At 44.9% G+C, this 24,663-nt stretch carries 26 protein-coding genes and 1 other RNA gene; 16 read left to right on the top strand and 11 right to left on the bottom strand.

All coding sequences use genetic code 11. The features are described from left to right. Positions 1–142 precede the first annotated feature (142 nt). The 3 genes from NL643_RS18935 (at position 143) to mscS (ending at position 3,835) form a co-directional block, all read left to right on the top strand. On the top strand, positions 143–1,303 hold the full coding sequence (locus NL643_RS18935; protein WP_005393948.1) for a phosphoglycerate kinase: 1,161 nt from the start codon (positions 143–145) through the stop codon (positions 1,301–1,303). A 154-nt stretch (positions 1,304–1,457) separates the two neighbouring features. Next, positions 1,458–2,534, top strand: coding sequence for a class II fructose-bisphosphate aldolase (fbaA, locus tag NL643_RS18940; protein ID WP_005393947.1), 1,077 nt, complete (start codon positions 1,458–1,460; stop codon positions 2,532–2,534). Between the two features lie 434 nt (positions 2,535–2,968). Further along, a complete protein-coding gene (gene mscS, locus NL643_RS18945; RefSeq protein WP_005393946.1) occupies positions 2,969–3,835 on the top strand; it encodes a small-conductance mechanosensitive channel MscS in 867 nt (288 codons plus the stop codon). A 46-nt stretch (positions 3,836–3,881) separates the two neighbouring features. On the opposite strand, the gene NL643_RS18950 is transcribed toward mscS, so the two are convergent. Together NL643_RS18950 and NL643_RS18955 are read right to left on the bottom strand one after the other, a co-directional pair. Further along, positions 3,882–4,364, bottom strand: coding sequence for a YbaK/EbsC family protein (locus NL643_RS18950; protein ID WP_074191803.1), 483 nt, complete (start codon positions 4,362–4,364; stop codon positions 3,882–3,884). Between the two features lie 19 nt (positions 4,365–4,383). Next, positions 4,384–5,013: a LysE/ArgO family amino acid transporter gene (locus NL643_RS18955; protein ID WP_012841398.1), complete on the bottom strand. Its 630-nt coding sequence runs from the start codon at positions 5,011–5,013 to the stop codon at positions 4,384–4,386. 146 nt (positions 5,014–5,159) lie between these two features. Between NL643_RS18955 and NL643_RS18960 the strand changes: the two genes are divergently transcribed. Continuing rightward, entirely contained in the window at positions 5,160–6,056 is an 897-nt protein-coding gene (locus NL643_RS18960; protein ID WP_182037135.1) for a LysR family transcriptional regulator ArgP, read from the top strand. A 227-nt stretch (positions 6,057–6,283) separates the two neighbouring features. Further along, positions 6,284–6,976 (top strand): oxidative stress defense protein, encoded by a 693-nt coding sequence (locus NL643_RS18965; RefSeq protein WP_253644979.1) that lies wholly within the window; start codon positions 6,284–6,286, stop codon positions 6,974–6,976. 60 nt (positions 6,977–7,036) lie between these two features. Here the strand turns inward: NL643_RS18965 and serA are convergent, their stop codons facing one another. The 5 genes from serA to NL643_RS18990 all read right to left on the bottom strand — a co-directional run bounded on the left by serA (position 7,037) and on the right by NL643_RS18990 (position 10,359). Continuing rightward, entirely contained in the window at positions 7,037–8,269 is a 1,233-nt protein-coding gene (serA, locus tag NL643_RS18970) for a phosphoglycerate dehydrogenase (RefSeq protein WP_005393937.1), read from the bottom strand. Positions 8,270–8,542: 273 nt separating this feature from the next. Further along, a complete protein-coding gene (gene rpiA, locus NL643_RS18975; RefSeq protein WP_005380982.1) occupies positions 8,543–9,199 on the bottom strand; it encodes a ribose-5-phosphate isomerase RpiA in 657 nt (218 codons plus the stop codon). 53 nt (positions 9,200–9,252) lie between these two features. Then, complete coding sequence (locus tag NL643_RS18980) at positions 9,253–9,852, bottom strand: 5-formyltetrahydrofolate cyclo-ligase (RefSeq protein WP_253644980.1); 600 nt, start codon at positions 9,850–9,852, stop codon at positions 9,253–9,255. A 5-nt stretch (positions 9,853–9,857) separates the two neighbouring features. Then, a non-coding RNA gene (ssrS, locus tag NL643_RS18985) (6S RNA) lies at positions 9,858–10,042 on the bottom strand. Between the two features lie 8 nt (positions 10,043–10,050). Beyond that, positions 10,051–10,359, bottom strand: coding sequence for a cell division protein ZapA (locus tag NL643_RS18990; protein WP_005393932.1), 309 nt, complete (start codon positions 10,357–10,359; stop codon positions 10,051–10,053). A 249-nt stretch (positions 10,360–10,608) separates the two neighbouring features. Here NL643_RS18990 and NL643_RS18995 point away from each other — a divergent pair, with 249 nt between their 5' ends. Genes NL643_RS18995 through NL643_RS19005 form a run of 3 tightly spaced genes read left to right on the top strand, consistent with a single transcriptional unit; the run spans position 10,609 to position 13,629 of the window. Next, a complete protein-coding gene (locus NL643_RS18995) occupies positions 10,609–11,187 on the top strand; it encodes a YecA family protein (RefSeq protein WP_033907447.1) in 579 nt (192 codons plus the stop codon). A 23-nt stretch (positions 11,188–11,210) separates the two neighbouring features. Then, positions 11,211–12,389, top strand: coding sequence for a 2-octaprenyl-6-methoxyphenyl hydroxylase (gene ubiH / locus NL643_RS19000; RefSeq protein ID WP_074191799.1), 1,179 nt, complete (start codon positions 11,211–11,213; stop codon positions 12,387–12,389). Between the two features lie 31 nt (positions 12,390–12,420). Continuing rightward, positions 12,421–13,629 (top strand): FAD-dependent 2-octaprenylphenol hydroxylase, encoded by a 1,209-nt coding sequence (locus NL643_RS19005; RefSeq protein WP_005393929.1) that lies wholly within the window; start codon positions 12,421–12,423, stop codon positions 13,627–13,629. A gap of 65 nt (positions 13,630–13,694) precedes the next feature. On the opposite strand, the gene NL643_RS19010 is transcribed toward NL643_RS19005, so the two are convergent. From NL643_RS19010 to ygfZ, 3 genes are all read right to left on the bottom strand, one after another. Continuing rightward, the gene (locus NL643_RS19010) at positions 13,695–13,901 is read right to left on the bottom strand and encodes a DUF1107 domain-containing protein (RefSeq protein ID WP_005380970.1); all 207 of its coding nucleotides are present in this window, start codon (positions 13,899–13,901) and stop codon (positions 13,695–13,697) included. A gap of 640 nt (positions 13,902–14,541) precedes the next feature. Further along, the gene (locus tag NL643_RS19015; protein WP_031780369.1) at positions 14,542–15,015 is read right to left on the bottom strand and encodes an aminoacyl-tRNA deacylase; all 474 of its coding nucleotides are present in this window, start codon (positions 15,013–15,015) and stop codon (positions 14,542–14,544) included. Next, entirely contained in the window at positions 15,008–15,976 is a 969-nt protein-coding gene (ygfZ, locus tag NL643_RS19020; protein WP_253644981.1) for a tRNA-modifying protein YgfZ, read from the bottom strand. Before ygfZ ends, NL643_RS19015 begins: the two co-directional genes overlap by 8 nt. 189 nt (positions 15,977–16,165) lie before the next feature. On the opposite strand from ygfZ, the gene NL643_RS19025 reads away from it, so the two are divergent. Together NL643_RS19025 and NL643_RS22790 are read left to right on the top strand one after the other, a co-directional pair. Then, positions 16,166–16,426 carry a succinate dehydrogenase assembly factor 2 gene (locus tag NL643_RS19025; protein ID WP_005393925.1) on the top strand — a complete coding sequence of 87 codons (261 nt, stop codon included), beginning with the start codon at positions 16,166–16,168 and terminating at the stop codon, positions 16,424–16,426. Beyond that, positions 16,374–16,856: a protein YgfX gene (locus NL643_RS22790; RefSeq protein ID WP_308384594.1), complete on the top strand. Its 483-nt coding sequence runs from the start codon at positions 16,374–16,376 to the stop codon at positions 16,854–16,856. The genes NL643_RS19025 and NL643_RS22790 overlap by 53 nt, the downstream gene beginning before the upstream one ends. Positions 16,857–16,878: 22 nt before the next feature. On the opposite strand, the gene nadB is transcribed toward NL643_RS22790, so the two are convergent. After that, on the bottom strand, positions 16,879–18,492 hold the full coding sequence (gene nadB, locus NL643_RS19030) for an L-aspartate oxidase (RefSeq protein ID WP_253644982.1): 1,614 nt from the start codon (positions 18,490–18,492) through the stop codon (positions 16,879–16,881). 553 nt (positions 18,493–19,045) lie between these two features. On the opposite strand from nadB, the gene rpoE reads away from it, so the two are divergent. From rpoE to lepB, 6 genes are all read left to right on the top strand, one after another. Next, positions 19,046–19,624 carry an RNA polymerase sigma factor RpoE gene (gene rpoE, locus NL643_RS19035; RefSeq protein WP_005380946.1) on the top strand — a complete coding sequence of 193 codons (579 nt, stop codon included), beginning with the start codon at positions 19,046–19,048 and terminating at the stop codon, positions 19,622–19,624. Between the two features lie 26 nt (positions 19,625–19,650). Continuing rightward, positions 19,651–20,277 (top strand): sigma-E factor negative regulatory protein, encoded by a 627-nt coding sequence (locus NL643_RS19040; protein WP_012841405.1) that lies wholly within the window; start codon positions 19,651–19,653, stop codon positions 20,275–20,277. After that, positions 20,274–21,239 (top strand): sigma-E factor regulatory protein RseB, encoded by a 966-nt coding sequence (gene rseB / locus NL643_RS19045; RefSeq protein ID WP_005393918.1) that lies wholly within the window; start codon positions 20,274–20,276, stop codon positions 21,237–21,239. The genes NL643_RS19040 and rseB overlap by 4 nt, the downstream gene beginning before the upstream one ends. Continuing rightward, entirely contained in the window at positions 21,236–21,706 is a 471-nt protein-coding gene (locus NL643_RS19050; protein WP_005384575.1) for a SoxR reducing system RseC family protein, read from the top strand. Before rseB ends, NL643_RS19050 begins: the two co-directional genes overlap by 4 nt. Before the next feature lie 158 nt (positions 21,707–21,864). Continuing rightward, positions 21,865–23,658: a translation elongation factor 4 gene (lepA, locus tag NL643_RS19055; protein ID WP_253644983.1), complete on the top strand. Its 1,794-nt coding sequence runs from the start codon at positions 21,865–21,867 to the stop codon at positions 23,656–23,658. A 104-nt stretch (positions 23,659–23,762) separates the two neighbouring features. Beyond that, on the top strand, positions 23,763–24,662 hold the full coding sequence (lepB, locus tag NL643_RS19060) for a signal peptidase I (RefSeq protein WP_005380933.1): 900 nt from the start codon (positions 23,763–23,765) through the stop codon (positions 24,660–24,662). The last annotated feature ends 1 nt before the right edge of the window (position 24,663 follow it).

Below are 24,663 nucleotides of genomic sequence, written 5' to 3' on the forward strand. Positions count from 1 at the left end.
TGATGGAGAATTTTTATTTCAAGCCTTGAAATAAATCCATGATATCTCCATATCATCTATAACCAGTTTGAAGAATTAACAGGCTTGGCAGGGTTGCCGAGTTTTCAAAAACTTTAATTATCAATATTTGAGAGGACACATCATGTCTGTAATCAAGATGACTGACCTGGATCTTGCAGGTAAACGTGTATTTATCCGTGCTGACCTAAACGTGCCAGTAAAAGACGGTAAAGTAACTTCAGATGCACGTATCATCGCATCTCTTCCAACTATTAAGCACTGCCTAGAAGCAGGCGCTAAAGTAATGGTTACGTCTCACCTAGGTCGCCCAACTGAAGGTGAATACGCTGAAGAGTTCTCTCTACAACCAGTTGTTAACTACCTAAACGACGCACTAGATTGTGAAGTTAAGCTAGCAAAAGACTACCTAGATGGCCTAGAGCTAAACGCTGGTGAACTTGTTGTTCTAGAAAACGTTCGCTTTAACAAAGGTGAAAAGAAAAACGACGAAGAGCTATCTAAGAAATACGCAGCACTATGTGACGTATTCGTAATGGATGCATTCGGTACGGCTCACCGCGCTCAAGCGTCAACTCATGGTGTTGGTATGCACGCACCTATCGCTTGTGCTGGCCCTCTTCTAGCAAACGAGCTTGAAGCACTAGGTAAAGCAATGGACAACCCAGCTCGTCCAATGGTTGCTATCGTAGGTGGTTCAAAAGTTTCTACTAAGCTAACTGTACTTGAGTCTCTATCTAAAATCGCTGACCAACTAGTTGTTGGTGGTGGTATTGCTAACACATTTATCGCAGCTGCTGGCCACAACGTTGGTAAGTCTCTATACGAAGCGGATCTAGTAGACACTGCTAAGAAGCTAATGGATGAGTGTGCAATTCCAGTAGCAACTGACGTTGCATGTGCGAAAGCATTCGACGAAAACGCAGAAGCAGAAATTAAACACGTTTCTGAAGTACAAGACGACGACATGATCTTCGACCTTGGCCCAGATTCAACAGCTGAACTAGCAGAAATCCTTAAGAACGCGAAGACTATCCTATGGAACGGTCCAGTAGGCGTATTCGAATTCAAGAACTTCGAAGCAGGTACTAAAGGTATCTCAGAAGCTATCGCAGCATCTGAAGGCTTCTCTGTTGCAGGTGGTGGTGACACGCTAGCAGCTATCGACAAGTTCGGTATCAAAGCTGACGTTTCTTACATCTCTACAGGTGGCGGCGCTTTCCTTGAGTTCGTAGAAGGTAAAGTTCTTCCAGCAGTAGAAATGCTAGAAGCACGCGCTAAGTAATTAAAGCAAAGCGGGGGAGTGATTCTCCCGCTTTCTTGTTTGCTGCAACGTGTGAGGAACTCTGCTAGAATAGCCTCAGTTGTGAGCAAACGTTTGCAAGATTTTCAACTTAACAAGTTTTGTTTAAAAACGACAGATAAATAGGATTACATCCATGTCTAAGATCTTCGACTTCGTAAAACCAGGTGTTATCTCTGGCGATGACGTTCAGAAAGTATTTGAAGTTGCAAAAGAAAACAGCTTTGCACTTCCAGCAGTAAACTGTGTGGGTACTGACTCTGTAAACGCAGTACTTGAAGCAGCTGCAAAAGTTAAAGCTCCAGTTATCGTTCAATTCTCTAACGGTGGCGCTGCTTTCTTTGCTGGTAAAGGTCTAAAACTTGAAGGTCAAGAAGCTCAAATCCTAGGTGCTGTTGCTGGTGCGAAATACGTTCACGCTGTAGCTGAAGCTTACGGTGTACCAGTAATCCTACACACTGACCACGCTGCTAAGAAACTACTTCCTTGGATCGACGGTCTACTAGACGCTGGTGAAGAGTACTTCGCGCAAACTGGTAAGCCACTATTCTCTTCTCACATGATCGACCTTTCTGAAGAGTCTCTAGAAGAGAACATCGAGATTTCTGCTAAGTACCTAGAGCGCATGGCTAAAATGAACATGACTCTAGAAATCGAACTAGGTTGTACTGGTGGTGAAGAAGACGGCGTAGACAACTCTGATATGGATGCGTCTGAGCTATACACTTCTCCAGAAGACGTTGCATACGCATACGAGAAACTAAGCGCAATCAGCCACCGTTTCACTATCGCAGCATCTTTCGGTAACGTACACGGCGTGTACAAGCCAGGTAACGTTGTTCTAACTCCAACTATCCTACGTGATTCTCAAGCGCACGTTTCTGAGAAATTCGGTCTTCCAGCGAACTCTCTAAACTTCGTATTCCACGGTGGTTCAGGTTCTTCTCTAGAAGAAATCCGTGAGTCTATCGGTTACGGTGTTATCAAAATGAACATCGATACTGATACACAGTGGGCAACTTGGGATGGTATCCGTAAGTTCGAAGCTGAAAACCACGATTACCTACAAGGTCAAATCGGTAACCCAACTGGTGAAGATGCACCAAACAAGAAGTACTACGATCCACGCGTATGGCTACGTGCTGGTCAAGCTTCAATGGTAGCTCGTCTAGAGCAAGCATTTGCTGACCTAAACGCAGTTGACGTACTATAATCGTTACTGATTAAGTTACTTAAAAACCCGCTTTTTGAGCGGGTTTTTTTATGTCTATCATTTTGCCCCTATGTTTCTTTCCCTGTTTTCCTATTGATATCTTTATGCGTCAGGTTGTATTTTCTGGTGGGATGTTCCCCCTTTAACGTTTTTAAATAAAAACATAGGAATATCAGTCATAGGAGTGGCGAAATAAGAGTGCATTGCGTAACCTGTAACAAGCCAATATCAGAAAACTCTGATAAAGTCTTGTTTTGCATATCTTTGCGAAACTCTGACTTTGAAAAAAGTCAAAGTTGGGATATTGTGCCAAAAATCTGACACTGTTCAGTGGGGCAATAGGGATGTTGTTTTAGAAAAGAGCCTTTAAAAAACAAGGTTCATAAATTAACGGCAATTGGATTTATATATCTTTATTTTTGAGGATAAGAATTATGGCAGGTGAATCGGTGGGTATCGATACCACTTTAACGGATGGTCTAACTCAGGCTGAAACTTGGCTGACAAACAACTCAGATCTACTGGTTCAGTACGGTGTGAACATTATCTCTGCGCTGCTTATTCTGTTTATCGGTAATATTATCGTTAAAGCAGTCGCTGGTAGTGTTTCTAAAGTACTAGAAAAGAAAAACATGGATAAGGCTGTCGTTGAATTTATTCACGGTCTTGTTCGTTACTTGCTATTTGTAATCGTACTTATCGCCGCTCTTGGTCGATTAGGCGTTCAAACCGCTTCAGTCGTGGCTGTAATCGGTGCGGCAGGTCTTGCTGTTGGTCTTGCGCTACAAGGTTCACTATCAAACTTTGCAGCTGGTGTACTCATTGTTGCGTTCCGTCCATTCAAATCTGGCGACTACGTAGAAATTGGCGGTGTAGCGGGTAGTGTTGAAGCAATTCAAATCTTCCAAACTGTTCTAAAAACACCAGACAACAAGATGGTTGTTGTGCCTAACTCGTCAGTAATCGGTGGTGCAATTACTAACTACTCTCGTCATGCAACGCGACGTGTCGACTTAGTGATTGGTGTGTCATACAAAGCGGATCTTAAACTAACGAAGAAAGTAATTCGCGAGACGCTAGAAAAAGATCCGCGTATCTTGAAAGATCCTGATATCACAATCGGTGTACTTACACTGGCAGACTCTTCAGTAAACTTTGTGGTTCGCCCATGGGTGAAAACTGCAGATTACTGGGGCGTATACTTTGATGCAATGCAAGGTATTAAAGAAGCATTGGATGAAAATGGTATCGAAATTCCATTCCCACAAATGGATGTTCATCTGAACAAAATCGACGCTTAATACAAGCGGTAGATATTCGAAAGCGAGGCCAATTGGCCTCGCTTTTTTATATCTCATAAAGAATGTGATTACCGGCAAGCAATAGACGTTTTAGATGTTTACCGGCAAAGCCAAAGGTGAATTCAGGCAACCCTGGCGTATAGAGCAACTCTTCGTGTTGATACAGGGTTGTATCAACAATGAGCGTGACATATTCAGGTAAGCCAATCGGACATACCGCTCCAGGCAAACAACCTAACACTTCGACCATTTCATCGTCGTCACAAATTGAGGGGCGTTTACCTGTGACGGCCTTTATTTGTTTGGCATCGAGGCGAGAGTCTTTTTCTGTTAGATAAATTGCGTAGCCTTGCCCTTTAAGTTTTAAGAAGAGGCTTTTGGTGTGCGTGCCTGTCCATCCAAGCTCGGACGCAATTCTTATATCCGTGTCAAAGTCTAAGATGGCTTCATGCTGCCATTCCCGAAAAGGAATAGAGAGCGCGTTGAGTCGCTCTCTATTGATATCATAGATACGCTTTAGTGACTCCATGTCTATGTTGTCCTGTTGATTACCAGTACTTTTCAATAAGTTCGCTAGCTAAAATATACGCTATCGTGAACATCATTACTGCGACCGCGATGTCGATGCCTTTTTTCACTCTTGGCTTTGATAGGGTAGGGCCTAGTTTTGCGGCTCCTATCGACAAGGTATAGAACCAAACAAAGGAAGCCATCATCGTACCTAGTGCAAAAGCAATTCGGTCATGGCCTTCAAACTGCCCACCAATAGAGCCCAGAATAACGACTGTATCTAAGTACAAGTGTGGGTTAAGTACTGTGACGGCTAACGCGCCTAATATGACCGTTCGACGACCACGAGCGACGACTTCACCTTTTGATTCTGACTCACTGTCTGACTTAAACGCACTCTTAAGTGACAGTAATCCATAAAAGCTCAGGAAGGCAATACCACCAAGCGTCACCGATGTTAGCAAGATTTCATTTTGAGACAAAATCGCACCACCACCAAAGATACCTAGAGAAATGAAGATCATATCTAGGATGCTACAAATAGTGGCAGTCGTCAGGTGATGATTGCGCTTTATGCCTTGATTTAAGACATACGCATTTTGTGCGCCGATCGGAATGATCATTGATGCCCCTAAACCAAACCCTTGCAATAGAACCCACAAGCTCACACTTCACCTCACTTCAAAATAACCAATAAATTCTCAGAAGAGTGAAAGATAAAGAGTTTATCTAAATAAGTATAATTAATGATTTTAATATTATATTAGCCAAGCTAATTTAAGGGTTGGTGTTTTATCAGGAGAGGAAGAGTAGGATGAGAGGGTTGGACTACAAATGGATTGAGGCATTAGATGCCGTGGTTTATCAGGGGAGCTTTGAGCGTGCTGCTGAGCATTTATTTGTCTCGCAATCAGCGATTTCTCAACGTATTAAACAATTAGAGAAGTTTCTCGCACAACCCGTTTTGGTTCGTAGTCAACCACCCAAGCCAACGCCGATTGGTAAAAAGTTATTAGGCCTTTATCGTCGAGTGCGCTTACTCGAGCATGAAATTCTACCCGAACTCAAGAATGATACCAGTACTCGACCTGTACAACTCTCTTTGGCGACCAATGCTGATAGCCTTGCTACTTGGCTACTGCCTGCACTGCAAGATGTCATGAAGCAGCGTCAGGTTGAACTCAAACTCACTATCTATGGTGAATCTCGTTCCATCGAAAAGCTAAAAAGTGGCGAAGTGACGGGGGCGATCAGCTTAGAATCCCAGCCGATACCTGGCTGTAGAGCGGATTACTTGGGACGTGTTGATTACGTTTGTGTCGCGAGCCCGGAGTTTTATCAGCGTTACTTTGCTCAAGGCGTTAATAACCAGACTTTGGCCAAGGCGCCGGCCGTTTCGTATGATCAATATGATGACCTACATAGAACCTTTCTTACCGAGCATTTCAATGTCAGCCCTGATAGCGTCATTCACCATAACATCAGCAGCTCTGAAGCGTTTCTAAAAGTGGCGTTAGCTGGTGTAGCCTATTGCTTAATCCCTCGTTTGCAAATTACCGACGAGCTAGAGCGTGGCGCGTTGGTTGATGTTACTCCCGGTTTTTTAATGTCCCATCGGATTTATTGGCATCATTGGCAACTGGAAACGGGGGTTCTACAAGAAATCTCACACGCGATAGTCGGGTATGCTCAGCGACACTTACCTCAATAAGTTCATTGTCGCATCGATGGGTTCATTGCCGACAGAGTGTTTCGTTGAAAAATTACGCCAATGTTACATAGTCAAAGTTGTGTTAGAAGTCATTCTGAGTGCTTGGATAATCGACAGAAGTTTCTATTATGAAACCATACACTTTCTCAGTAGTGATAGTTTTGTCTGAATCTTGAGCCTTTCTGCTGAGAGTAAGTACTTTATTTTTGTATGGATGGATTTATTGAATGAGACTGTATTCATTTTTGCTGGCTTCTGCACTCAGCCTTACTAGTGCTTCAGTGTTGGCGAACTCGCCTGAATTTGCTCACGTAACGACGACAGGTTATGGTGAAGTTATTGCTACACCAGATATGGCGACGTTTTCTGTGAAAGTGGTAGACACGACAATGACTGCTGAACAGGCCAAGCAGTCAGTTGACAAAACCGTTGAGCAATTTCTGAAAAATCTGTCCGATGCTGGCTTATCAAAAGACAATGTTACCAGCTCGAATTTATACCTTGCGCCTCAATACCACTACCCTAAATCTGGTAAAGCAGAGCTCGTTGGTTATCGCGCTTCTCGTAGCATTGATGTGACGGTTACGGATCTAAAAAACCTAAACCAGTACCTAGATATGGCGTTAGAAGCAGGGATTAATCAGGTTGATAATATTCAACTTAAGGTAAGCAACCAGGCTGAGTATCAGCAAAAGGCACGCATGGCGGCTATCCAAGATGCGCGAGAAAAAGCAGCGTCACTGGCTACTGGCTTTGAGAAAAAATTGGGTGATGTCTGGCAGATCAATTACAGACAGATGCACGTTCAGCCAATTCTAATGCGCTCGATGGCGATGGACAGTAAAGAAGGGGCAAACAGCTACCAGGATTCTACCATGATTATTCGCGATCAAGTTGACGTGATTTACAAGCTGAAGTAATACTGGGTGCAAAAAGAAAAGGCAGGGTACTCCCTGCCTTTGTTATTTCTGCTTCACAAATTAGTGAAGGATACGAGCACGGATAGTGCCTTCAATACTTTTCAGTTTCGCTAGCGCTTCTTCTGAGCGCTCGGTTTCAACATCGATCACTACGTAGCCGATTTCAGCGGCTGTTTGTAGGTACTGTGCGGCAATGTTAATGCCGTCTTCCGCGAAGATGGTGTTGATCTGAGTAAGAATACCAGGACGGTTTTTATGGATGTGAAGCAAGCGAGAGCATTCACCACCGTGCTCTGGCAGTGACACCTCTGGGAAGTTTACGCTTGAAAGCGTAGAGCCGTTGTCAGAGTACTTCGCCAGTTTTCCTGCGACCTCAACACCGATGTTCTCTTGTGCTTCTTGCGTTGAACCACCAACGTGTGGAGTGAGGATGACATTATCGAACTTCTGCAAAGGAGATTCGAACGGGTCGGCATTCGTTTTTGGTTCTGTTGGGAATACATCAATCGCAGCGCCCGCAATGTGACCCGCTTCTAAACTATGGCAAAGTGCTGGAATATCCACGACAGTGCCGCGTGCTGCATTAATAAAGATTGAGCCTGGCTTCATGCGAGCAAACTCAGCTTCACCCATCATATTTTTTGTTTCTGGCGTTTCAGGAACGTGCAGAGAAATTACGTCACACTTGTTTAGTAGTTCACTCATGGTATGTACTTGCGTCGCATTACCAAGGGACAATTTGTTCTCGATGTCGTAGTAGTAAACGCGCATACCTAAGTTTTCGGCAATAATACCTAGCTGCGTACCAATGTGGCCGTATCCGATAATGCCAAGACGTTTGCCACGTGCTTCGTAAGAGTTGTCAGCACTTTTCTTCCAAATACCGCGATGTGCAAGCGCATTCTTTTCAGGAATGCCACGCAGAAGTAGTAGGATTTGACCAAGTACCAGCTCCGCCACACTGCGTGTGTTAGAGAACGGTGCATTAAACACTGGAATGCCGCGTTTTGCTGCTGCGTCTAGGTTTACTTGGTTAGTACCGATACAAAAACAGCCAATTGCAACCAGTTTATTCGCCGCATTGATTACCTCTTCGGATAGGTTCGTACGGGAGCGAATACCGATGAAGTGCACGTCTTTAACCGCTTCAATCAATTCTTCTTCCGGAAGGGAACCTTTATGGTACTCAATGTTGGTATAACCAGCTGCTTGAAGAACTTCAACTGAAGAAGGGTGGAGTCCCTCTAACAAGAGGATCTTAATCTTTTCTTTTTCCAGTGAAACTTTGGCCATTTTTTCTCGTCCTTAAAATGGAAAGGTGGGCTAATGTGGCGCACATTGGGCAAAACTATTAAAAAGGGGATAATTGATAGTTTTGTAGGAGGACAAACGTTTCCTTGTGCGTCTTCTGTTCAATAAAGTAACAAAAAAAAATTGCTTTGGGTAAGAAAATTACGGAATAAGAGATAATTTTCTTAGAGAAAGGAATAAAAAACGGTGCCTTGCAGCACCGTATGTAATGAAATAACAGAAAAGTGAACCAGATAGGTCGATTTGAGCTGTTATTTATTCTTCAATTTTTGCGCCTTCTGGTGTGCCTGTGATTACGACGTCAGCACCACGGTGAGCAAAAAGACCCACAGTCACCACACCCGCGATACCGTTGATCTTGTCTTCCATTTCTTTCGGGTTAGTAATCTGCATGTTGTGTACATCCAAAATTACGTTGCCGTTGTCAGTCACAACGCCTTCACGGTAAGCCGGGTCACCGCCCAGTTTGACTAATTCGCGCGCAACGTAAGAGCGTGCCATTGGGATCACTTCTACAGGTAGTGGGAACTGACCTAGTACGTCAACTGCTTTGGTGCCGTCAACAATACATACAAACTTATCAGAGATTGCTGCGACAATTTTCTCACGAGTCAGAGCCGCGCCGCCGCCTTTGATCATTTCACGTGCTGGGTTAATTTCGTCTGCGCCATCAACATACACATCCAGCTTCATTACGTCGTTACACTCGTATACTTCAATACCAAGCTCTTTAAGGCGCTCAGTTGAAGCGACAGAGCTAGACACTGCACCTTTAATATCGTCTTTGATAGTGCCTAGTGCATCGATGAAGTGATTCACGGTAGAGCCAGTACCAACACCGACAATGCTGCCTTTCTCAACATATTTTAGTGCTGCCCAACCAGCCGCTTTTTTCATTTCATCTTGAGTCATGCCAATCTCCTGAATAGATGTTCGTTAACGTTTGCGGGCGTGATTATAGCGGCTTACTTGCCACTTTCCCATTGCCATATTCGGCTTGGGGTCACGATCTTAGGTAATGGAATGTCCCAGCTTTCAATTGGTAAGCGTTCTACATGTTGGCAGTCGTGAGCGATACCAACAGGCTTGGCACCTTCTCCGGTTATAAACCAATGAGACAGGGTACGGTCATAATACCCTCCGCCCATGCCTAAGCGGTGGCCGATGCTGTCGAATCCAACCAAAGGCGTACAAATGATATCAAGTTGACGAACGGGCTTGAGGTGGCGGATGTCCAGTTTGGGCTCTAAGATGCCGTATTTGTTGTAGACCAATTGATCATCACTTACGTACAGAAGAAACAGTAACTGACCTTTGGAAAACGGATGGATGACAGGTAGATAAACCGATTTTCCCTGTAGCCACAACCACTCAATGAGCGGCTTGGTATCAAGTTCACCGTCAGCAGAAAGATAAATAGCAATATGCTGTGCTTGCTGGATTTCAGGAAGTTGAGAGAAATGAGTGACAAGGTCGATCCCCGCTTGGAATTGCGTGTCGCTACACAATGCGTTGCGCTTTTCACGAATCAGTTTGCGGAAGTCTTGTCGAGAGAGGTCTGACATAGAGAGAATACCCCAGGGTGCCGTTGAGGATTGTGGCCCTTGAACCAGCTGGTTCAAGGCGGATCAGCAATGACAACCGTAGGCTTCTCGGTGCATGCCGAGCTTGCTCAATAGTTACCAAATACTAACCCTTAGGTATTGCTTATCGGCTCAGGGACTTAAATCCTGCTGACGCACACCCCAGGGTAAATTTTGTATTTACTGCTGTCCTTGCGTAACTTTGCTTAGTGCGTTCTCAAGAGACGCAGTGAGCTTTTCCATTCGCTCAGTAATTTCTTGCTGTTGACCGTTTGATTCGTATGACTTGGTGTGCAACTCATAACAAATATTCAATGCAGCGAAGGTCAGCAGTTGGATTTCATTGGTTACCTTAGTACGTTCGCTCATTTCTTTCAATCGGCGATCCAGATCTTTTGCCGCTGCAACAAGAGACTCTTCTTGTCCTGTCGGACAATTCACTCGTGTAACTTTGCCTAATATTTCAACGTCGATCGCTTGATTGCTCATGATGAATAAACTCTATATTCGCGCTATCTAAGGTGTTGCTTCATACAACTACCGAGGAGCAAACTATAGGAAAACCGCTATTAAGATTCAAGCATTTCCCATCACAGAAAGAGAAATGATGACGAGATCACACAGGAATTGGGCAAATTGAGCAAATGCTGTTCAAAATTGAATTTGATAGCCGTTTCAGACCACTAACCTTGATGGTAGGATATACCAATACATTATTATGCAAGAATGAGCCAAGTTATGAGTGAAATCACCCTTCCTGAATACCAATCTATTGCTGCTGAACTGCAATCTGCAAGCCTAGCAGTAACACCTGCGGAATTACATGGCTTATTTGTCGGCATGTTAAGTGGTGGATTGGCGATTAATGATCAAACTTGGCAGCCTATTCTGTTTGACTACACCAATGATGGTATGGGTTGGCCTTCTACCGCGCTAGCGTTTGCTCAAAGCGTATTCACCGTTACTGTCAATGAACTCACGGGCACGTCGATGGAGCTGTCTTTATTATTACCAGATGAGCCGGGAGAAGAAGGCTTATTCGCGTTGGCTGACAGCGTGTCCGATTTCGTAAACCACTTTATTTCTGGGTTAGGTCTAGCAGGTGTTGCGCTAAATAAAGCGTCAGATGACGCTAAAGAAGCATTGGCTGACCTAGAAGAGATTGCCAAATTAGGCATTGATGAAGATGATGACCTCGGTGAACAAGCGCAATTGCTAGAACAAGTGATTGAACACATCAAAGCTTGCGTACTAACGATTCATGCTGAGTTTGGTGTTCGCCCTGAAAGTAGCGATAAAAAGCCTACTATTCATTAATCGTAGATGGTCCAGAGGTTAGCATGAAGCAATATGATGTAGTCATTGCTGGTGGTGCCATGGCTGGTGCAACGTTAGCATTGGCGATTGACCATTTGTCTCAGGGAAAGCTCCGCATTGCCGTCGTTGAGCCTTTTAAAGCGCAGTCAGATATGCACCCTGGTTTTGACTCTCGCTCAATCGCATTGTCTTACGGTACTGTCAATCTGTTGCGTCAACTACAGCTCTGGACTTCAGTAGAACCGTTTGTCACACCCATTGAACATATTCACGTTTCTGATCGCTCTCATGCTGGGATGACGGAAATTACCAAGCAAGAGATTGGCGTTGAAGCACTAGGGTATGTTGTCGAATTAGCCGATGTTGGTCGCGTATATCAAGAATTATTAGATAGCAGCGCATCCATTACACTGTTTTGCCCTGACTCTGTTACCGATATCGAGCGCGAGCAAGACTGTACCCATATTACGTTGAAAAGCGGTGAGCAGCTTGACGCAAAACTGTTGGTGGCAGCCGATGGTGCTGTTTCAACCTGCTGTCAGAAAATTGGTTTAGAGCTTTCTGAGCAAGATTTTGAACAAGTGGCTGTCATTGCCAATATTGTGACTCAAGAACCTCATCAAGGTAGAGCCTTTGAACGTTTTACTGAAAATGGCCCTGTAGCTTTATTGCCAATGAGTGACAATAGAATGTCTTTAGTTTGGTGTCTGCACCCTGAGGAAGCCCAAGCAGTTCTTGAGTTATCTGACCAAGCATTTCTCCAACGTTTACAACAAGACTTTGGCTGGCGTTTGGGCGCGATGAAAAAAGTGGGACGACGTGCGAGTTACCCATTGCTTCTTCGCCATCGAAAGCAAAATATTTCTCATCGTTTTGCGATTGTTGGGAATGCGGCGCAAACGCTGCATCCGATAGCTGGACAAGGTTTTAATCTTGGTATTCGCGACGTTGTCTCGCTAGCAGAAGAAATCGTGCAGCAAAGCGATGATGTTGGTCTTTATCAAGGCTTGATGCGCTTTAGTCAGCGTAGAGAGGCAGATCGAAGCGAAACGATCTGGCTAACCAGTGCCTTAGTGCATATTTTTTCAAATGATTTACCCGCGATGCGAATTGGGCGAAATACAGCCTTAGCAGCGATGGATAACCTTTCTATTTTTAAGCAGCCGCTACTGCGCCATACGCTTGGTTTGGTAAAACGATGAACGGCCGCACTGAATTAGGTAATAAAAAGCAATGATGCAAAGTGTAGATATCGCCATCATCGGCGGAGGGATGGTTGGGTTGGCACTTGCTGCCGCGTTCAAGGACAGCGATCTGCGTGTCGCCGTAATAGAAGGCAAGGTGCCAGATGAGTCGTTGAAAGAGTTACCTGATGTGCGTGTGTCTGCGTTGAGCCGTTCTAGTGAGACGATCTTGCGTAAGCTTGGCGCTTGGCAGGGAATAGAGCAACGCCGAGCTTCACCATACTACGGAATGGAAGTGTGGGAGCAAGATAGCTTCGCTAGTATTGAGTTCAATGCACAAAGCATGGCACAACCTGATTTAGGGCATATTGTTGAGAATCGAGTGATTCAACTCGCACTGCTCGAACAAGTCCAAAAGCTCGATAACGTCACTATGTTTATGCCTGCACGTTGCGCGACCTTAGCGGTGGGCGAACAAGAAAGTTGGTTGACGCTCGACAATGGTCAAGCCATGACGGCTAAGTTAGTGGTCGGAGCCGATGGGGCAAACTCGTGGCTTCGTCATCAAATGGATATTCCGTTAACGCATTGGGATTATGGACATCATGCTCTGGTCGCGAATGTTAAAACCGCTGCTCCGCACAATAGCATTGCACGACAGATTTTTACTCCTCAAGGGCCATTGGCGTTTTTGCCAATGTCGCAACCAGATATGTGCTCTATTGTTTGGTCCACTGAGCCAAATCGTGCAGAGCAGCTATTGGCAATGAGTGAGCATGATTTCAACAAAGCGTTGACGAGCGAATTTGATACACGACTTGGTCTATGTGAAGTCGTGGGAGAGCGTGCCGCGTTTCCTCTGAAAATGCGTTATGCGCGAGATTTTGTTGTGGAGCGAGTCGCATTGGTTGGTGATGCGGCCCATACCATTCATCCTCTAGCGGGGCAGGGTGTGAATTTAGGTTTATTAGATGCAGCCAGCCTCGCTCAAGAGGTGCTAGCGCTATGGAAGCAAGGCCAAGATATTGGCAGCAAACGCAATCTAAGAGGTTATGAGCGTTGGCGCAAAGCGGAAGCTGCAAAGATGATCGCTGCAATGCAAGGATTCCGAGACCTGTTCTCTGGAGAGAATCCTGCTAAGAAGCTGGTTCGTGGCATTGGTTTGAGTTTAGCGGGTCAATTGCCGGGAGCGAAAGATGAGATCATGAAGCGTGCGCTTGGTCTAAAAGGTCATCTGCCGGATCTGGCACGTCAGTAGGTGTAAAGCGAACTTCAAATACACAAAAGGCTGGTTAATCCAGCCTTTGTTTTATCAACGTTTTGCTAAGCATATGCGCATCGGAGTTTCATTATTTCTTGGTTGATCTCTTTGACCGCTCGGAAATGGCGTTGCTCTGCTTTCTCCGGCAGTATTAACTTGCCGTTATCAAACTCGAATCTACCGACCCCGTAAATATAAATTCTTCCTTTAAAAAGACGACTTATATGTTTAGCAATCATACTTGGTGTATAGCGCTTAAACAGTCTCATATTTACTTTCCTTTTATCTAACCTAGCCTAGGTATTCTACGTTTTGGACGCGAAAATTATTGTGACAGCCATAGTATTAAATACAGATGTAGGGTGTTGCGTCAGAGATTTGTGTTGTCTTAGACAATTTGACAGTGTCATCTCTTAAATAGCGTGAGGATTACCCCAAAAAATCACCGTTCAAGGAACCCTTACGACAATACACTCCTTTTTATGTGACGCATTAAGCAATAGTTTTGTTACAGAATTAAGAATAGAACGAAAATGATTGTTTGCTAATTGTTCCTATTAAGGTGGTATCCAACAGAACAAACTTTACGTCCTAACGGTTAGATAAAGAGGAAGAGAAAAAAGTTCCGTACAAAAAAAAAGCCCGCTTCAGCGGGCGAATAGTCACAGATGCATTACACAAAAGTGGACAGCTGACGGCATGAATACTGTCATTCAGTCAGCTGATTCACTTTATGTTGGTTAAGTGCTTGTTTGAAACTTAACCAACAAATTCAGCATATACGAGTTTTATCTTTGTGACTATTTATGTTTTATATGTGATTAAAAATTCTCTCGTCTATTTTTATAGATATGAGCGAGATCACGTGATGATAGAAACACTACGTGCTATTACATTATTTTTAGACGACTAACGACATATCTCAGCTACGGTCGGCTGACACAATTGGATAAGATCTTGGATAGAAAGCGCCAGTCCAGCCATGCGATCGCCACTGCTGATCGTGACTTCCTGTTCTTCTAGTAAGCTAGGATCGAACACGATCGGCATGTGTCGTTTGAGTAATAGTGGAGTGACAGTACCAATTTTGTAACCTGTGATGGCCTCAACGTCGGCTTGATCAACGCAAGTCATCCGGCGGCATTGCAGTAACGAGCGCACTTTTTTGGGATCGACACTACGATCACCAGGCGCACAGGCGAGAGCATATTGATTACCCATGTCTCGTAGCAAGATCGCTTTTACCATTTGAGAAGGGCGAATGCCGCGTTGTTGCGCGGCATCCTCAATAGTGGTTGCTGGTCTTTGATGCGGTAACAGACGAAACGGAATGTGTTGGTCTGTGAGAAATTGCATCAAAGGAGTATTGATTGTATTACTCATCATCAAGGCTGTAAGGCAGTGATTCGATTGTCCATTCACATTCTGGTTGAGCAACCAAACGAAGACGAGTGTCTTCATCGAGATTATTGGGCAGTACGATCAGGCCAATCGCTTGATTGTCGCTGAACTGGTAGTGGTTTAATAAAGCACCCACTGAACGCCAGTTTTCACCCACGCTGCGTTCGAGCTCAATTGGCTCGTCACTAAATGGAGCAGAAGTTGCCCCTTTTACGATGTACATCGCACGTTTATTTGTACCGCGATACTTAGCTCGTGCTACCGTTTCTTGTCCTGTGTAGCAGCCCTTTGTGAAGCTAATGCCTCCTAAAGCTTGCACGTTGAGTGCTTGTGGAATGTGAGCATTCTGCGCGGATGCAGGGACAAATGGTAAACCAGCTTCAATGTCGAAACGATTCCAAAGCTCATTTGTCGTAAGGGCAGCATCTGTATTTTCAACGACTTGTTGCGCAGCTGACGCACTTAATATCAGTAGCCAGCGGCTTTGTGAAACTTGTACCGCGGTGCCGCCTTCAACAGGGCGAACGCTGCCAGTCGTTTTGCTCATTGAAGAAATAAGCTCGTCGGCTTTTACGCCGGCAACACCTAAGATAACTTCATCAGAAGCTTCAATCGTTACTTTAGAGAAAATGGCGTATTTTTTTATTTCGCTAAGTTCTACGTCAATCGCCGATTTTGGTTGGATCATGCCGTAGCCATCGTGGTGATGGAAAAGGCGGAACACACTCCACACTTTACCTTTCGCATCACAATGTGCGCCTAACGTTGATTGGTCTTGTTCTAAAGAAACGACATCGCAGGTAACCTGACCTTGTAAGTATGATTTTTTATCGTCACCGACCATGGTGACCATGCCGAAATTGTCCAGCAGCGAGATAGATAACTCTGGAAGTGCGTCTTGAGTTGAGAGAGGTAGTGCTGAAAAACGAGTTTGCCATTCCATAATTACAATGCCTTTTGAAGATATTTTTCCGCTATGTTATACCCAAATAACCTTGAGATACTAGGGGAGCGATTTACGAATCAACATTTGTCTGCTTTCACTATCGTATTGTGACCCGCACACTAGTGACGTAGCACATCCCTTGTTACACTCCGCACTAACAACAAGACATCTATGAAGGAATAGTGAATGTACACTCCGGAAGAAAAAGCGCGTATTAAATGGGCTTGTCGTCGAGGCATGCTTGAGCTTGACGTAGTAATTATGCCGTTTTTTGAAGAGTGCTTTGATACTCTGAGTGAACAAGAGCAGCGTGACTTTGTTTCTTTACTTGAATGCGATGATCCTGATCTGTTTACTTGGATAATGGGGCATGGCCGCAGCGAAAACTTAGGTCATGCTGCAATGGTTGATAAAATTGTCGCCCATAACCTCAGCAAAGTTCGTTAATTTTACCGCTTCTCCCTCTCTGACTGCCCGAGTTCTCAATGTAATACTTTTCTTACTGATGACTTGGGCCGTTACCCTCTCTAGCATCCCTCTCGTATTATCGATTTATTTGTTATTAATGATTGTTAAGGCACTACTGAGCCAAGGCTTTGTTAAACCGACAAGTCAGGGTTATTGGTATGTGCATTGCGATGGCTCGGTTAGGTTTGAGGCCCTTGAGTATAGTGAATGTTCGGCGGCTCTTGAGTCTGAAAAGGATCAGTTACAACGAGTCGATACATCGACATTGCCATTCAAGATAACATTTCGATTGCAGTCTGGCCGTAGCGTCACGATTTGGCGTGATAGTTGTGACGATCAGCATTACCGTCAATTATCTTTGGTATTACGCCAGTGGGAAATGAAACAGGGAGCCAATGCTCCCTGTTGATGTAATAGTTTATTTTGTCGAATTAAAGCTGTTTAGCTGGAACCAAAATCGTTGGTCCGCTGTTTTCCAGTTGGTTCGGATAATCAAGCGTGTAGTGCAAACCTCGACTCTCTTTACGCTGCATCGCACAACGAACCATCAGCTCTGCTACTTGTAAAAGGTTACGCAGTTCTAATAAGTTGTTCGATACACGGAAGTTGCTGTAGTACTCATGCGTTTCTTGTTGCAACAGTTGGATACGGCGCAAGGCGCGTTCTAAACGCTTGTCAGTTCGTACAATGCCCATGTAGTCCCACATAAACAGACGAAGCTCGTGCCAGTTGTGCTGAATGATCACTTCTTCATCACTGTTGGTCACTTTACTTTCATCCCAACATGGCACCTGTGAAGGAAGCTCCACGTTAGTGTGATGTTTTAGAATATCTTTCGCCGCAGACCAAGCATAAACCACGCATTCGAGAAGTGAATTTGATGCCATGCGGTTAGCACCATGCAGCCCTGTATAGCTGACTTCGCCAATTGCATACAAGTTTTTAAGATCGGTGCAGCCATTTCTATCCACCATGACACCGCCACAAGTGTAGTGCGCAGCAGGTACGATTGGGATTGGCTCTTTGGTCATATCAATGCCCAAGTCCATCAAACGTGAGTAAATGGTTGGGAAGTGCTTAGTAATAAAGTCCGCAGGTTTGTGACTGATGTCGAGGTACATACAGTCGGCACCCAAACGCTTCATTTCGAAGTCGATAGCACGAGCCACGACGTCACGCGGAGCAAGCTCTTTACGCTCATCGAAATCTGGCATAAAGCGAGAACCATCGGGACGACGCAGGTAAGCACCTTCACCACGTAACGCTTCGGTCAACAAGAAGTTACGTGCTTCTGGGTGATATAAACACGTCGGGTGGAACTGGTTAAACTCCATATTTGCCACACGACACCCTGCACGCCAAGCAATGGCAATACCATCACCAGACGAAACATCTGGGTTAGAGGTGTATTGATAAACTTTTGAAGCGCCACCTGTAGCGAGAACCACAAATTTGGCCCGCACGGTTTCGACATGCTCTTCGTTGCGGTTCCAAATATAAGCACCGATAACTTTGTTTTTATCACCGCCAATTTTGTCTTCGGTGATTAAGTCCAGCGCATTGTGACGTTCGAGAACATGAATGTTTGGATGGTTGTGAGCGTTATCTTGCAAGGAGGTTTGCATCGCCATACCTGTCGCATCTGCCGCGTGAAGAATACGACGACGGCTATGGCCACCTTCACGAGTTAAGTGGTAGCGAGGTTCATCGTCAGAATCATCTTCTTCACGATCAAATGGGACACCACCATCAATCAACCACTGTACGCACTCTTTTGAATGTTCAGCAATGAACCTCACGATATCTTCGTCACAAATACCATCGCCGGCGATTTGCGTGTCTTCAACGTGTGAATCAATGGTGTCTGACTCATCAAATACAGCAGCAATACCACCCTGGGCATAATAGGTCGCCCCTTCGCTGCGTGGCCCTTTACTCAGCACCATCACTTTACAGTGGTTAGCAACGCGCAAAGCCAACGACAAACCAGCCGCGCCACTCCCTACCACTAACACATCACACTCATGTTCACGATTTGTGTTCATATAACTTTTATAATCCCAAGCTAAGGTAACAAAGTCACCTTGTGTATTATTTGCACACCATGTGCATTCCATTATCGCGACACCCGTCGCTAAGGGCTAAGTTGGGAGACCTATCGACATCCGTGTTACTGCGGTGACTGAGCCACTCTTCTTTTTCATGCAGAGCATGAGCATGCTTCCTAAGTTATATTTGTAACGCGGTGTTCAGATAGCCATTAGCCATGCAAATGAAAAGTAATAGTTTGTCAATGCCATTGCTTTTCCATGCTCGACCCAGCACAATCTGGGACAGAGATCATTCATTATACCCATTTCCCCTCAAGATGCTCGCTTGTCAAACTTAGACTAAAGTCAGGCAACGGTGGTCATTTGGGTATAGACATCACACTGTGAAAAAACAATGACAAAAAACTTGAGAAACCATGGAACTTTCTCATTCACGTTAGGGTCACAATAGTGCTCAAGTAAGCAGTGGTGTCAATACTACGTTTTGCATAATTAGTACCCATATCTGAGAAGAGTAGGGGCATAACAAATAGGAGTATCCGCTCGAATGAACGAGCAGCTGACCGATCAAGTATTGATTGAGCGAGTTCAGAATGGCGATAAGCAAGCATTCAATCTGCTGGTAACGAAGTACCAGAACAAGGTATGTAATCTTATTTCCAGATACGTTAGTAATCCTGGCGATGTACCAGATGTAGCACAAGAAGCGTTTATTAAAGCTTACCGAGCTATTCCCAGCTTTCGTGGGGAGAGTGCGTTTTATACGTGGCTGTATCGCATTGCAGTGAATACTGCGAAAAATCACATTGTTGCTCAAGGGCGTAGACCTCCAGCGACAGATGTCGATGCTGAAGATGCTGAATTTTACGAAACAGGTAGTGCACTTAAAGAAATATCGAACCCTGAGAACTTAACGTTGTCCAAAGAATTGCAACGGGTGGTGTTCAGTGCAATCGAAGCTTTACCTGAAGATTTAAAAACCGCAATGACATTACGAGAGCTCGATGGCTTGAGTTATGAAGAAATTGCAGAAGTGATGGATTGCCCGGTAGGAACGGTACGATCGCGTATCTTCCGTGCTCGTGAGGCGGTGGAAAAGAAAATCAGACCTCTTTTGCAACGCTAGTACAAGTAATAACTATGGTGAAAATAATGGCTGACAAAGAAAAACTTTCAGCTCTCATGGATGGAGAATTGGTCGATAAGGCTTTAATTCAAGAGTTAGAGCAAGACCAAGAGAGCCGTGATGCTTGGCAGAACTATCACCTGATTGGTGATGTGATGCGAGGCGAAGCGCCAGCAAAACCTGAGTGGAATATTGCTGAAAGCGTGGCGTTAGCGTTAGAAGATGAACCTGCACACCGTGCGTTTGATGCGCACAGTGCAAATGTTATCTCAATTGCTGATACGCCAAAAGAGTCGCAACCAGAACCGCAAAAAGCAAAACGTCAGTTGCCAGGTTGGTTGACACAGTTTGGTCAAGTTGCTGTTGCTGCATGTGTATCGCTTGTCGTTATTTTAGGTGTACAGCAGTACGGTGGTAGCGATTCGATGTCGCCGCAAACAGACCAATTGCCTGTGTTGCAGACAGTTCCGTTTGCTGGCAGCGCAGAGCCTGTGAGTTTAACTCGTGAGTCTGTTGAGCGTTCTGTAGGTGAAGCAAATATGCAAGAGCAACGTAAGCGTGTTCATGCTATGCTGCGAGACTACGAATTGCAGTTACGAATTAACAGTGATGCATCTCAACAAGATGCAAATCTGAATCCGGATATTGAATGAAAAAATTTCTGATCAGCGCTTGCGCTCTGTTCAGTATGATGTCTTCTCAAGCCTTTGCTGGTGATAAGCCAGCGGAGGCTTTATTGCATCAAATGAGCGAGGCGAGTAAGAATTTAAGTTACGAACTCTCTTATATCCTTATCAAAAAGAACAGCATTGAGCCGTTGCTGTATCGTCATGCGACGCATGGTGACGATCAATATGCTCATCTTGTCTATTTAAGTGGCCCTGTACGCGAAGTGATTCGTCGCGGCACAGAAGTAAGCTATATCGAAACGGGTTTAGAACCATTCACCATCGAGTCAGGTAAAATGGTCGCTCCGACCATGCCTATGCTCAACACCAATATCGATGAGCTAAACTTGTATTACGACTATGTAAAAGTGGGTAGAGCTCGTGAAGCAGGTGTAGCAACACAAGTGCTGCGTGTCGTCCCTAAAGACGGTCTGCGCTATTCATACGTACTATGGATCGATGAAAAGAGTAAATTGCCGTTACGTGCCGACCTTGTGGACCGTGATGGTGAGATGCTTGAACAATATCGCACTATTTCTTACACGGTGAATCCAAAAATCGCAGAGTTAATGAGTGGCCTACAAGATGTTCAATTACCAGCTGTTCTCACCATGCCAAAAGGCGATATTGGGACCAGTAATTGGCAGGTAGGTTGGATCCCTGAAGGTTTCGAGCCGAACGAGCTCAACCGCTATCGTATGGCCGTTACTAATCAAATGGTGGAGAGCCAGCTGTATTCTGATGGTCTATTTAGCTTCTCTGTTTACGTAGCAAACAAAGATGAGCACTCGTTAAAAGGTCAGTTGGTTCGCCAAGGCCGAAGAACGCTGCATAGTTTTGTGAGCGGTCAACATGAAATCTCCGTAGTTGGAGACATTCCGCCGACCACAGCACAACGTATCGCCCAATCTGTCACATTTAATGTAACAAAGAGTAAACAACAATGATGACCGCGTTGGCTACTGTGACAGACGTACATCGTCGCGGTAAACAATACGAAATTGATTTAAGCTGCGAACAGCAGACCAGTTGCAGTAGTTGCTCTTCACAGAAAAGCTGTGGAACAGGCGTTGTGACTAAAGCCATTGGTAACAAGAGTTTATCTTGGCATCTGCGCACGGATAAATCAGTGAAGATAGGTCAAGTCGTCGAGATAGGTTTTCCTGAGTCGAGCCTGATAAAATCAGCAATGGCGGTTTATTTACTGCCGTTGTTTGGTTTGATTATCGGTGCGATGTTTGGTCACTTCCTATTAGCGCCGCTGACCGCGGGCGGGGAAGGTATCATCATATTGGCATCAGTATTATTTGCAGCTGGTGGAATGTGGATCGCAAAACGTGTTTCTCGTCCGTTAGAGGATGAATCCAAGCGCCAAGTTACCCTTGTTAGGGTACTTGGGGAGCCAATCCAGTAAGCGCTGTCCCCCTCCACTTAAGGTTATTTGGGTATGTACTTTAAATTACGTGCGCCCGTTAACGAAATTCGGTAGAATCTGCCAACTTGATTGAAATGCCGTCAGTAGATGGCGTTTCTTACTGTCCCTATTTGTAAAGAGTTAGTCACCCTAAATCTATGAAGCACATTCGTAACTTTTCGATTATCGCCCACATCGACCATGGTAAGTCGACCCTATCAGACCGTCTAATCCAAGTTTGTGGCGGGTTAACCGATCGTGAAATGGCCGCACAGGTTCTGGATTCTATGGATCTTGAACGTGAGCGTGGTATCACCATTAAATCTCAGAGTGTGACGCTAAACTACACCGCTAAAGACGGTGAAACGTATCAGCTGAACTTCATCGATACTCCGGGGCACGTTGACTTTGCATATGAAGTATCACGTTCTCTAGCGGCTTGTGAAGGTGCGTTATTGGTTGTAGATGCGGGTCAAGGTGTTGAGGCTCAAACACTGGCTAACTGTTACACCGCGATTGAGATGGATCTAGAGGTTGTGCCAATCTTGAACAAGATTGACCTACCAGCAGCCGATCCTGAGCGTGTAGCGGAAGAAATTGAAGAAATCGTTGGTATCGATGCAATGGAAGCAACACGCTGTTCTGCGAAGACAGGCATCGGTGTTGATGACGTTCTAGAGAACATTGTGTCAGCGATTCCAGCACCGGAAGGTGACCCAGATGCGCCATTACAAGCGCTGATCATTGACTCATGGTTTGATAACTATCTTGGCGTTGTTTCTCTAGTACGTATTAAAAACGGCGAACTGAAGAAGAACGACAAGATCAAAGTGATGAGCACGAGTCAAGTTTGGGGTGTAGACCGTCTTGGTATTTTTACGCCAAAACAAGTAGATACCGATGTCCTTCGTACTGGTGAAGTAGGTTGGGTGGTTTGTGGTATTAAAGACATCCTTGGTGCACCAGTTGGTGATACGCTGACTATGGCTAAGAATGGCTGTGAAAAACCGCTACCAGGCTTTAAGAAAGTAAAACCTCAGGTTTACGCAGGTCTGTTCCCGGTATCGTCTGACGATTACGAGAACTTCCGTGATGCGCTGGGCAAATTAAGCCTAAACGACGCATCGCTATTCTACGAGCCAGAAAACTCAGCGGCACTTGGCTTTGGTTTCCGTTGTGGTTTCCTTGGCATGCTGCACATGGAAATTATCCAAGAGCGTCTAGAGCGTGAATACGACTTAGATCTTATCACCACGGCACCAACGGTAGTTTACGAAGTTGAAAAGACCGATGGTGAACTGCTGTACGTTGATAGCCCTGCCAAACTACCAGCGATCAATGATATTGAAGAAATTCGTGAACCGATCGCTCGTTGTAATATCCTGGTACCTTCAGAGTACCTAGGTAACGTAATCACGCTGTGTGTTGAAAAGCGTGGTACTCAGGTCGATATGGTTTACCACGGTAACCAGGTTGCCGTGACTTACGATATTCCAATGGCAGAAGTGGTACTGGATTTCTTCGACCGTCTGAAATCGACATCTCGTGGTTATGCGTCTTTGGATTACAACTTCCAGCGTTTTGAAGCTTCGAATATGGTACGTGTAGACGTTCTTCTGAACGGTGACACCGTTGATGCATTGGCGATGATCACACACAAAGACCAGTCTCAGACTCGCGGTCGTCAGCTGGTAGAGAAGATGAAAGAATTTATCCCTCGCCAAATGTTTGATATCGCAATCCAAGCAGCGATTGGTAACCACATTATCGCACGTTCAACTGTAAAACAGCTGCGTAAGAACGTAATCGCGAAATGTTACGGCGGTGACGTAAGTCGTAAGAAGAAACTTCTGAAGAAACAGAAAGAAGGTAAGAAGCGCATGAAGCAGATCGGTAACGTTGAGCTGCCTCAAGAAGCGTTCCTAGCCATCCTTCACGTAGGTAAAGACTAAAGTTGAACTTTGTCTCACACTTGTCGGTCTTAAGACGTTAGATATTAAAATAAGTGAAAGGGTTTCGGCTCTTTCACTTTCGTATTTTTAGATAAGGGAATTTAATGGCGAATACATTCTCACTGATGTTGGTTATTGCGACTTTGGTAACTGGCGTGGTTTGGCTATTGGAAAAGCTGGTTTTCGCGAAAAAGCGTCAGGAAAAACTGGCGGAGATTCAAGCTCAGACGTCTAATGGTTTGGATGCAGTGACCTTGCAAAAAGTTGAGCGTCAGCCTTGGTGGGTTGAAAATAGCGTCTCAATTTTTCCTGTGATTGCGTTCGTTTTAGTATTACGTTCTTTTATCTACGAACCATTTCAAATCCCATCAGGCTCAATGATGCCGACTTTGTTGGTGGGTGACTTTATCTTGGTAGAAAAATACGCCTATGGCTTGAAAGATCCGGTATGGCGCACGCAGTTAGTTGAAACAGGTAAGCCTGAGCGTGGTGATATCGTGGTATTCAAATACCCGCCACAACCAAGTGTGGATTACATTAAGCGTGTTGTTGGTTTGCCTGGTGATATCGTGCGTTATTCAAGTGATAAGCAGCTTTGCGTGCAAAGCCAAGGTGAATCGGCGTGTAAACCAGTTAAACTGAGCAATGTTGAAGAAAGTCAGTTTAGCTCGAACGGTATTCCAATGATCCAACTGGATGAAAAATTGGGTAACGTGGAGCACAATATTTTGGTTAACCCTCTTGTTCGTAACCGTGTGGAGCAATACTTCCCACGTAGCGGCACGACAGAGTGGGTTGTACCACAAGGTCAGTACTTTGTGATGGGTGATAACCGTGACAACAGTGCTGACAGCCGTTACTGGGGCTTCGTTCCTGAAGCAAACTTAGTCGGCAAAGCTGTCGCCATTTGGATCAGCTTCGAGTTTGATCGTGGCGCAGATAGCGTTCTACCTTCATGGATTCCAACTGGTGTGCGTTTTAACCGCATCGGTGGTATTCACTAAC

This window comes from Vibrio sp. Y42_MX_L11 (assembly GCF_024181785.1).
Lineage (GTDB): Bacteria > Pseudomonadota > Gammaproteobacteria > Enterobacterales > Vibrionaceae > Vibrio > Vibrio diabolicus.

Excerpts from the sequence above, each read along its gene's own strand:
- NL643_RS18935 (WP_005393948.1), top strand. The coding sequence starts at position 143 with ATGTCTGTAATCAAGATGACTGACCTGGATCTTGCAGGTAAACGTGTA.
- fbaA (WP_005393947.1), top strand. The coding sequence starts at position 1,458 with ATGTCTAAGATCTTCGACTTCGTAAAACCAGGTGTTATCTCTGGCGAT.
- mscS (WP_005393946.1), top strand. The coding sequence starts at position 2,969 with ATGGCAGGTGAATCGGTGGGTATCGATACCACTTTAACGGATGGTCTA.
- NL643_RS18950 (WP_074191803.1), bottom strand. The coding sequence starts at position 4,364 with ATGGAGTCACTAAAGCGTATCTATGATATCAATAGAGAGCGACTCAAC.
- NL643_RS18960 (WP_182037135.1), top strand. The coding sequence starts at position 5,160 with ATGAGAGGGTTGGACTACAAATGGATTGAGGCATTAGATGCCGTGGTT.
- NL643_RS18965 (WP_253644979.1), top strand. The coding sequence starts at position 6,284 with ATGAGACTGTATTCATTTTTGCTGGCTTCTGCACTCAGCCTTACTAGT.
- serA (WP_005393937.1), bottom strand. The coding sequence starts at position 8,269 with ATGGCCAAAGTTTCACTGGAAAAAGAAAAGATTAAGATCCTCTTGTTA.
- rpiA (WP_005380982.1), bottom strand. The coding sequence starts at position 9,199 with ATGACTCAAGATGAAATGAAAAAAGCGGCTGGTTGGGCAGCACTAAAA.
- NL643_RS18980 (WP_253644980.1), bottom strand. The coding sequence starts at position 9,852 with ATGTCAGACCTCTCTCGACAAGACTTCCGCAAACTGATTCGTGAAAAG.
- NL643_RS18990 (WP_005393932.1), bottom strand. The coding sequence starts at position 10,359 with ATGAGCAATCAAGCGATCGACGTTGAAATATTAGGCAAAGTTACACGA.
- NL643_RS18995 (WP_033907447.1), top strand. The coding sequence starts at position 10,609 with ATGAGTGAAATCACCCTTCCTGAATACCAATCTATTGCTGCTGAACTG.
- ubiH (WP_074191799.1), top strand. The coding sequence starts at position 11,211 with ATGAAGCAATATGATGTAGTCATTGCTGGTGGTGCCATGGCTGGTGCA.
- NL643_RS19005 (WP_005393929.1), top strand. The coding sequence starts at position 12,421 with ATGATGCAAAGTGTAGATATCGCCATCATCGGCGGAGGGATGGTTGGG.
- NL643_RS19010 (WP_005380970.1), bottom strand. The coding sequence starts at position 13,901 with ATGAGACTGTTTAAGCGCTATACACCAAGTATGATTGCTAAACATATA.
- NL643_RS19015 (WP_031780369.1), bottom strand. The coding sequence starts at position 15,015 with ATGAGTAATACAATCAATACTCCTTTGATGCAATTTCTCACAGACCAA.
- ygfZ (WP_253644981.1), bottom strand. The coding sequence starts at position 15,976 with ATGGAATGGCAAACTCGTTTTTCAGCACTACCTCTCTCAACTCAAGAC.
- NL643_RS19025 (WP_005393925.1), top strand. The coding sequence starts at position 16,166 with ATGTACACTCCGGAAGAAAAAGCGCGTATTAAATGGGCTTGTCGTCGA.
- NL643_RS22790 (WP_308384594.1), top strand. The coding sequence starts at position 16,374 with ATGCTGCAATGGTTGATAAAATTGTCGCCCATAACCTCAGCAAAGTTC.
- nadB (WP_253644982.1), bottom strand. The coding sequence starts at position 18,492 with ATGAACACAAATCGTGAACATGAGTGTGATGTGTTAGTGGTAGGGAGT.
- rpoE (WP_005380946.1), top strand. The coding sequence starts at position 19,046 with ATGAACGAGCAGCTGACCGATCAAGTATTGATTGAGCGAGTTCAGAAT.
- NL643_RS19040 (WP_012841405.1), top strand. The coding sequence starts at position 19,651 with ATGGCTGACAAAGAAAAACTTTCAGCTCTCATGGATGGAGAATTGGTC.
- rseB (WP_005393918.1), top strand. The coding sequence starts at position 20,274 with ATGAAAAAATTTCTGATCAGCGCTTGCGCTCTGTTCAGTATGATGTCT.
- NL643_RS19050 (WP_005384575.1), top strand. The coding sequence starts at position 21,236 with ATGATGACCGCGTTGGCTACTGTGACAGACGTACATCGTCGCGGTAAA.
- lepA (WP_253644983.1), top strand. The coding sequence starts at position 21,865 with ATGAAGCACATTCGTAACTTTTCGATTATCGCCCACATCGACCATGGT.
- lepB (WP_005380933.1), top strand. The coding sequence starts at position 23,763 with ATGGCGAATACATTCTCACTGATGTTGGTTATTGCGACTTTGGTAACT.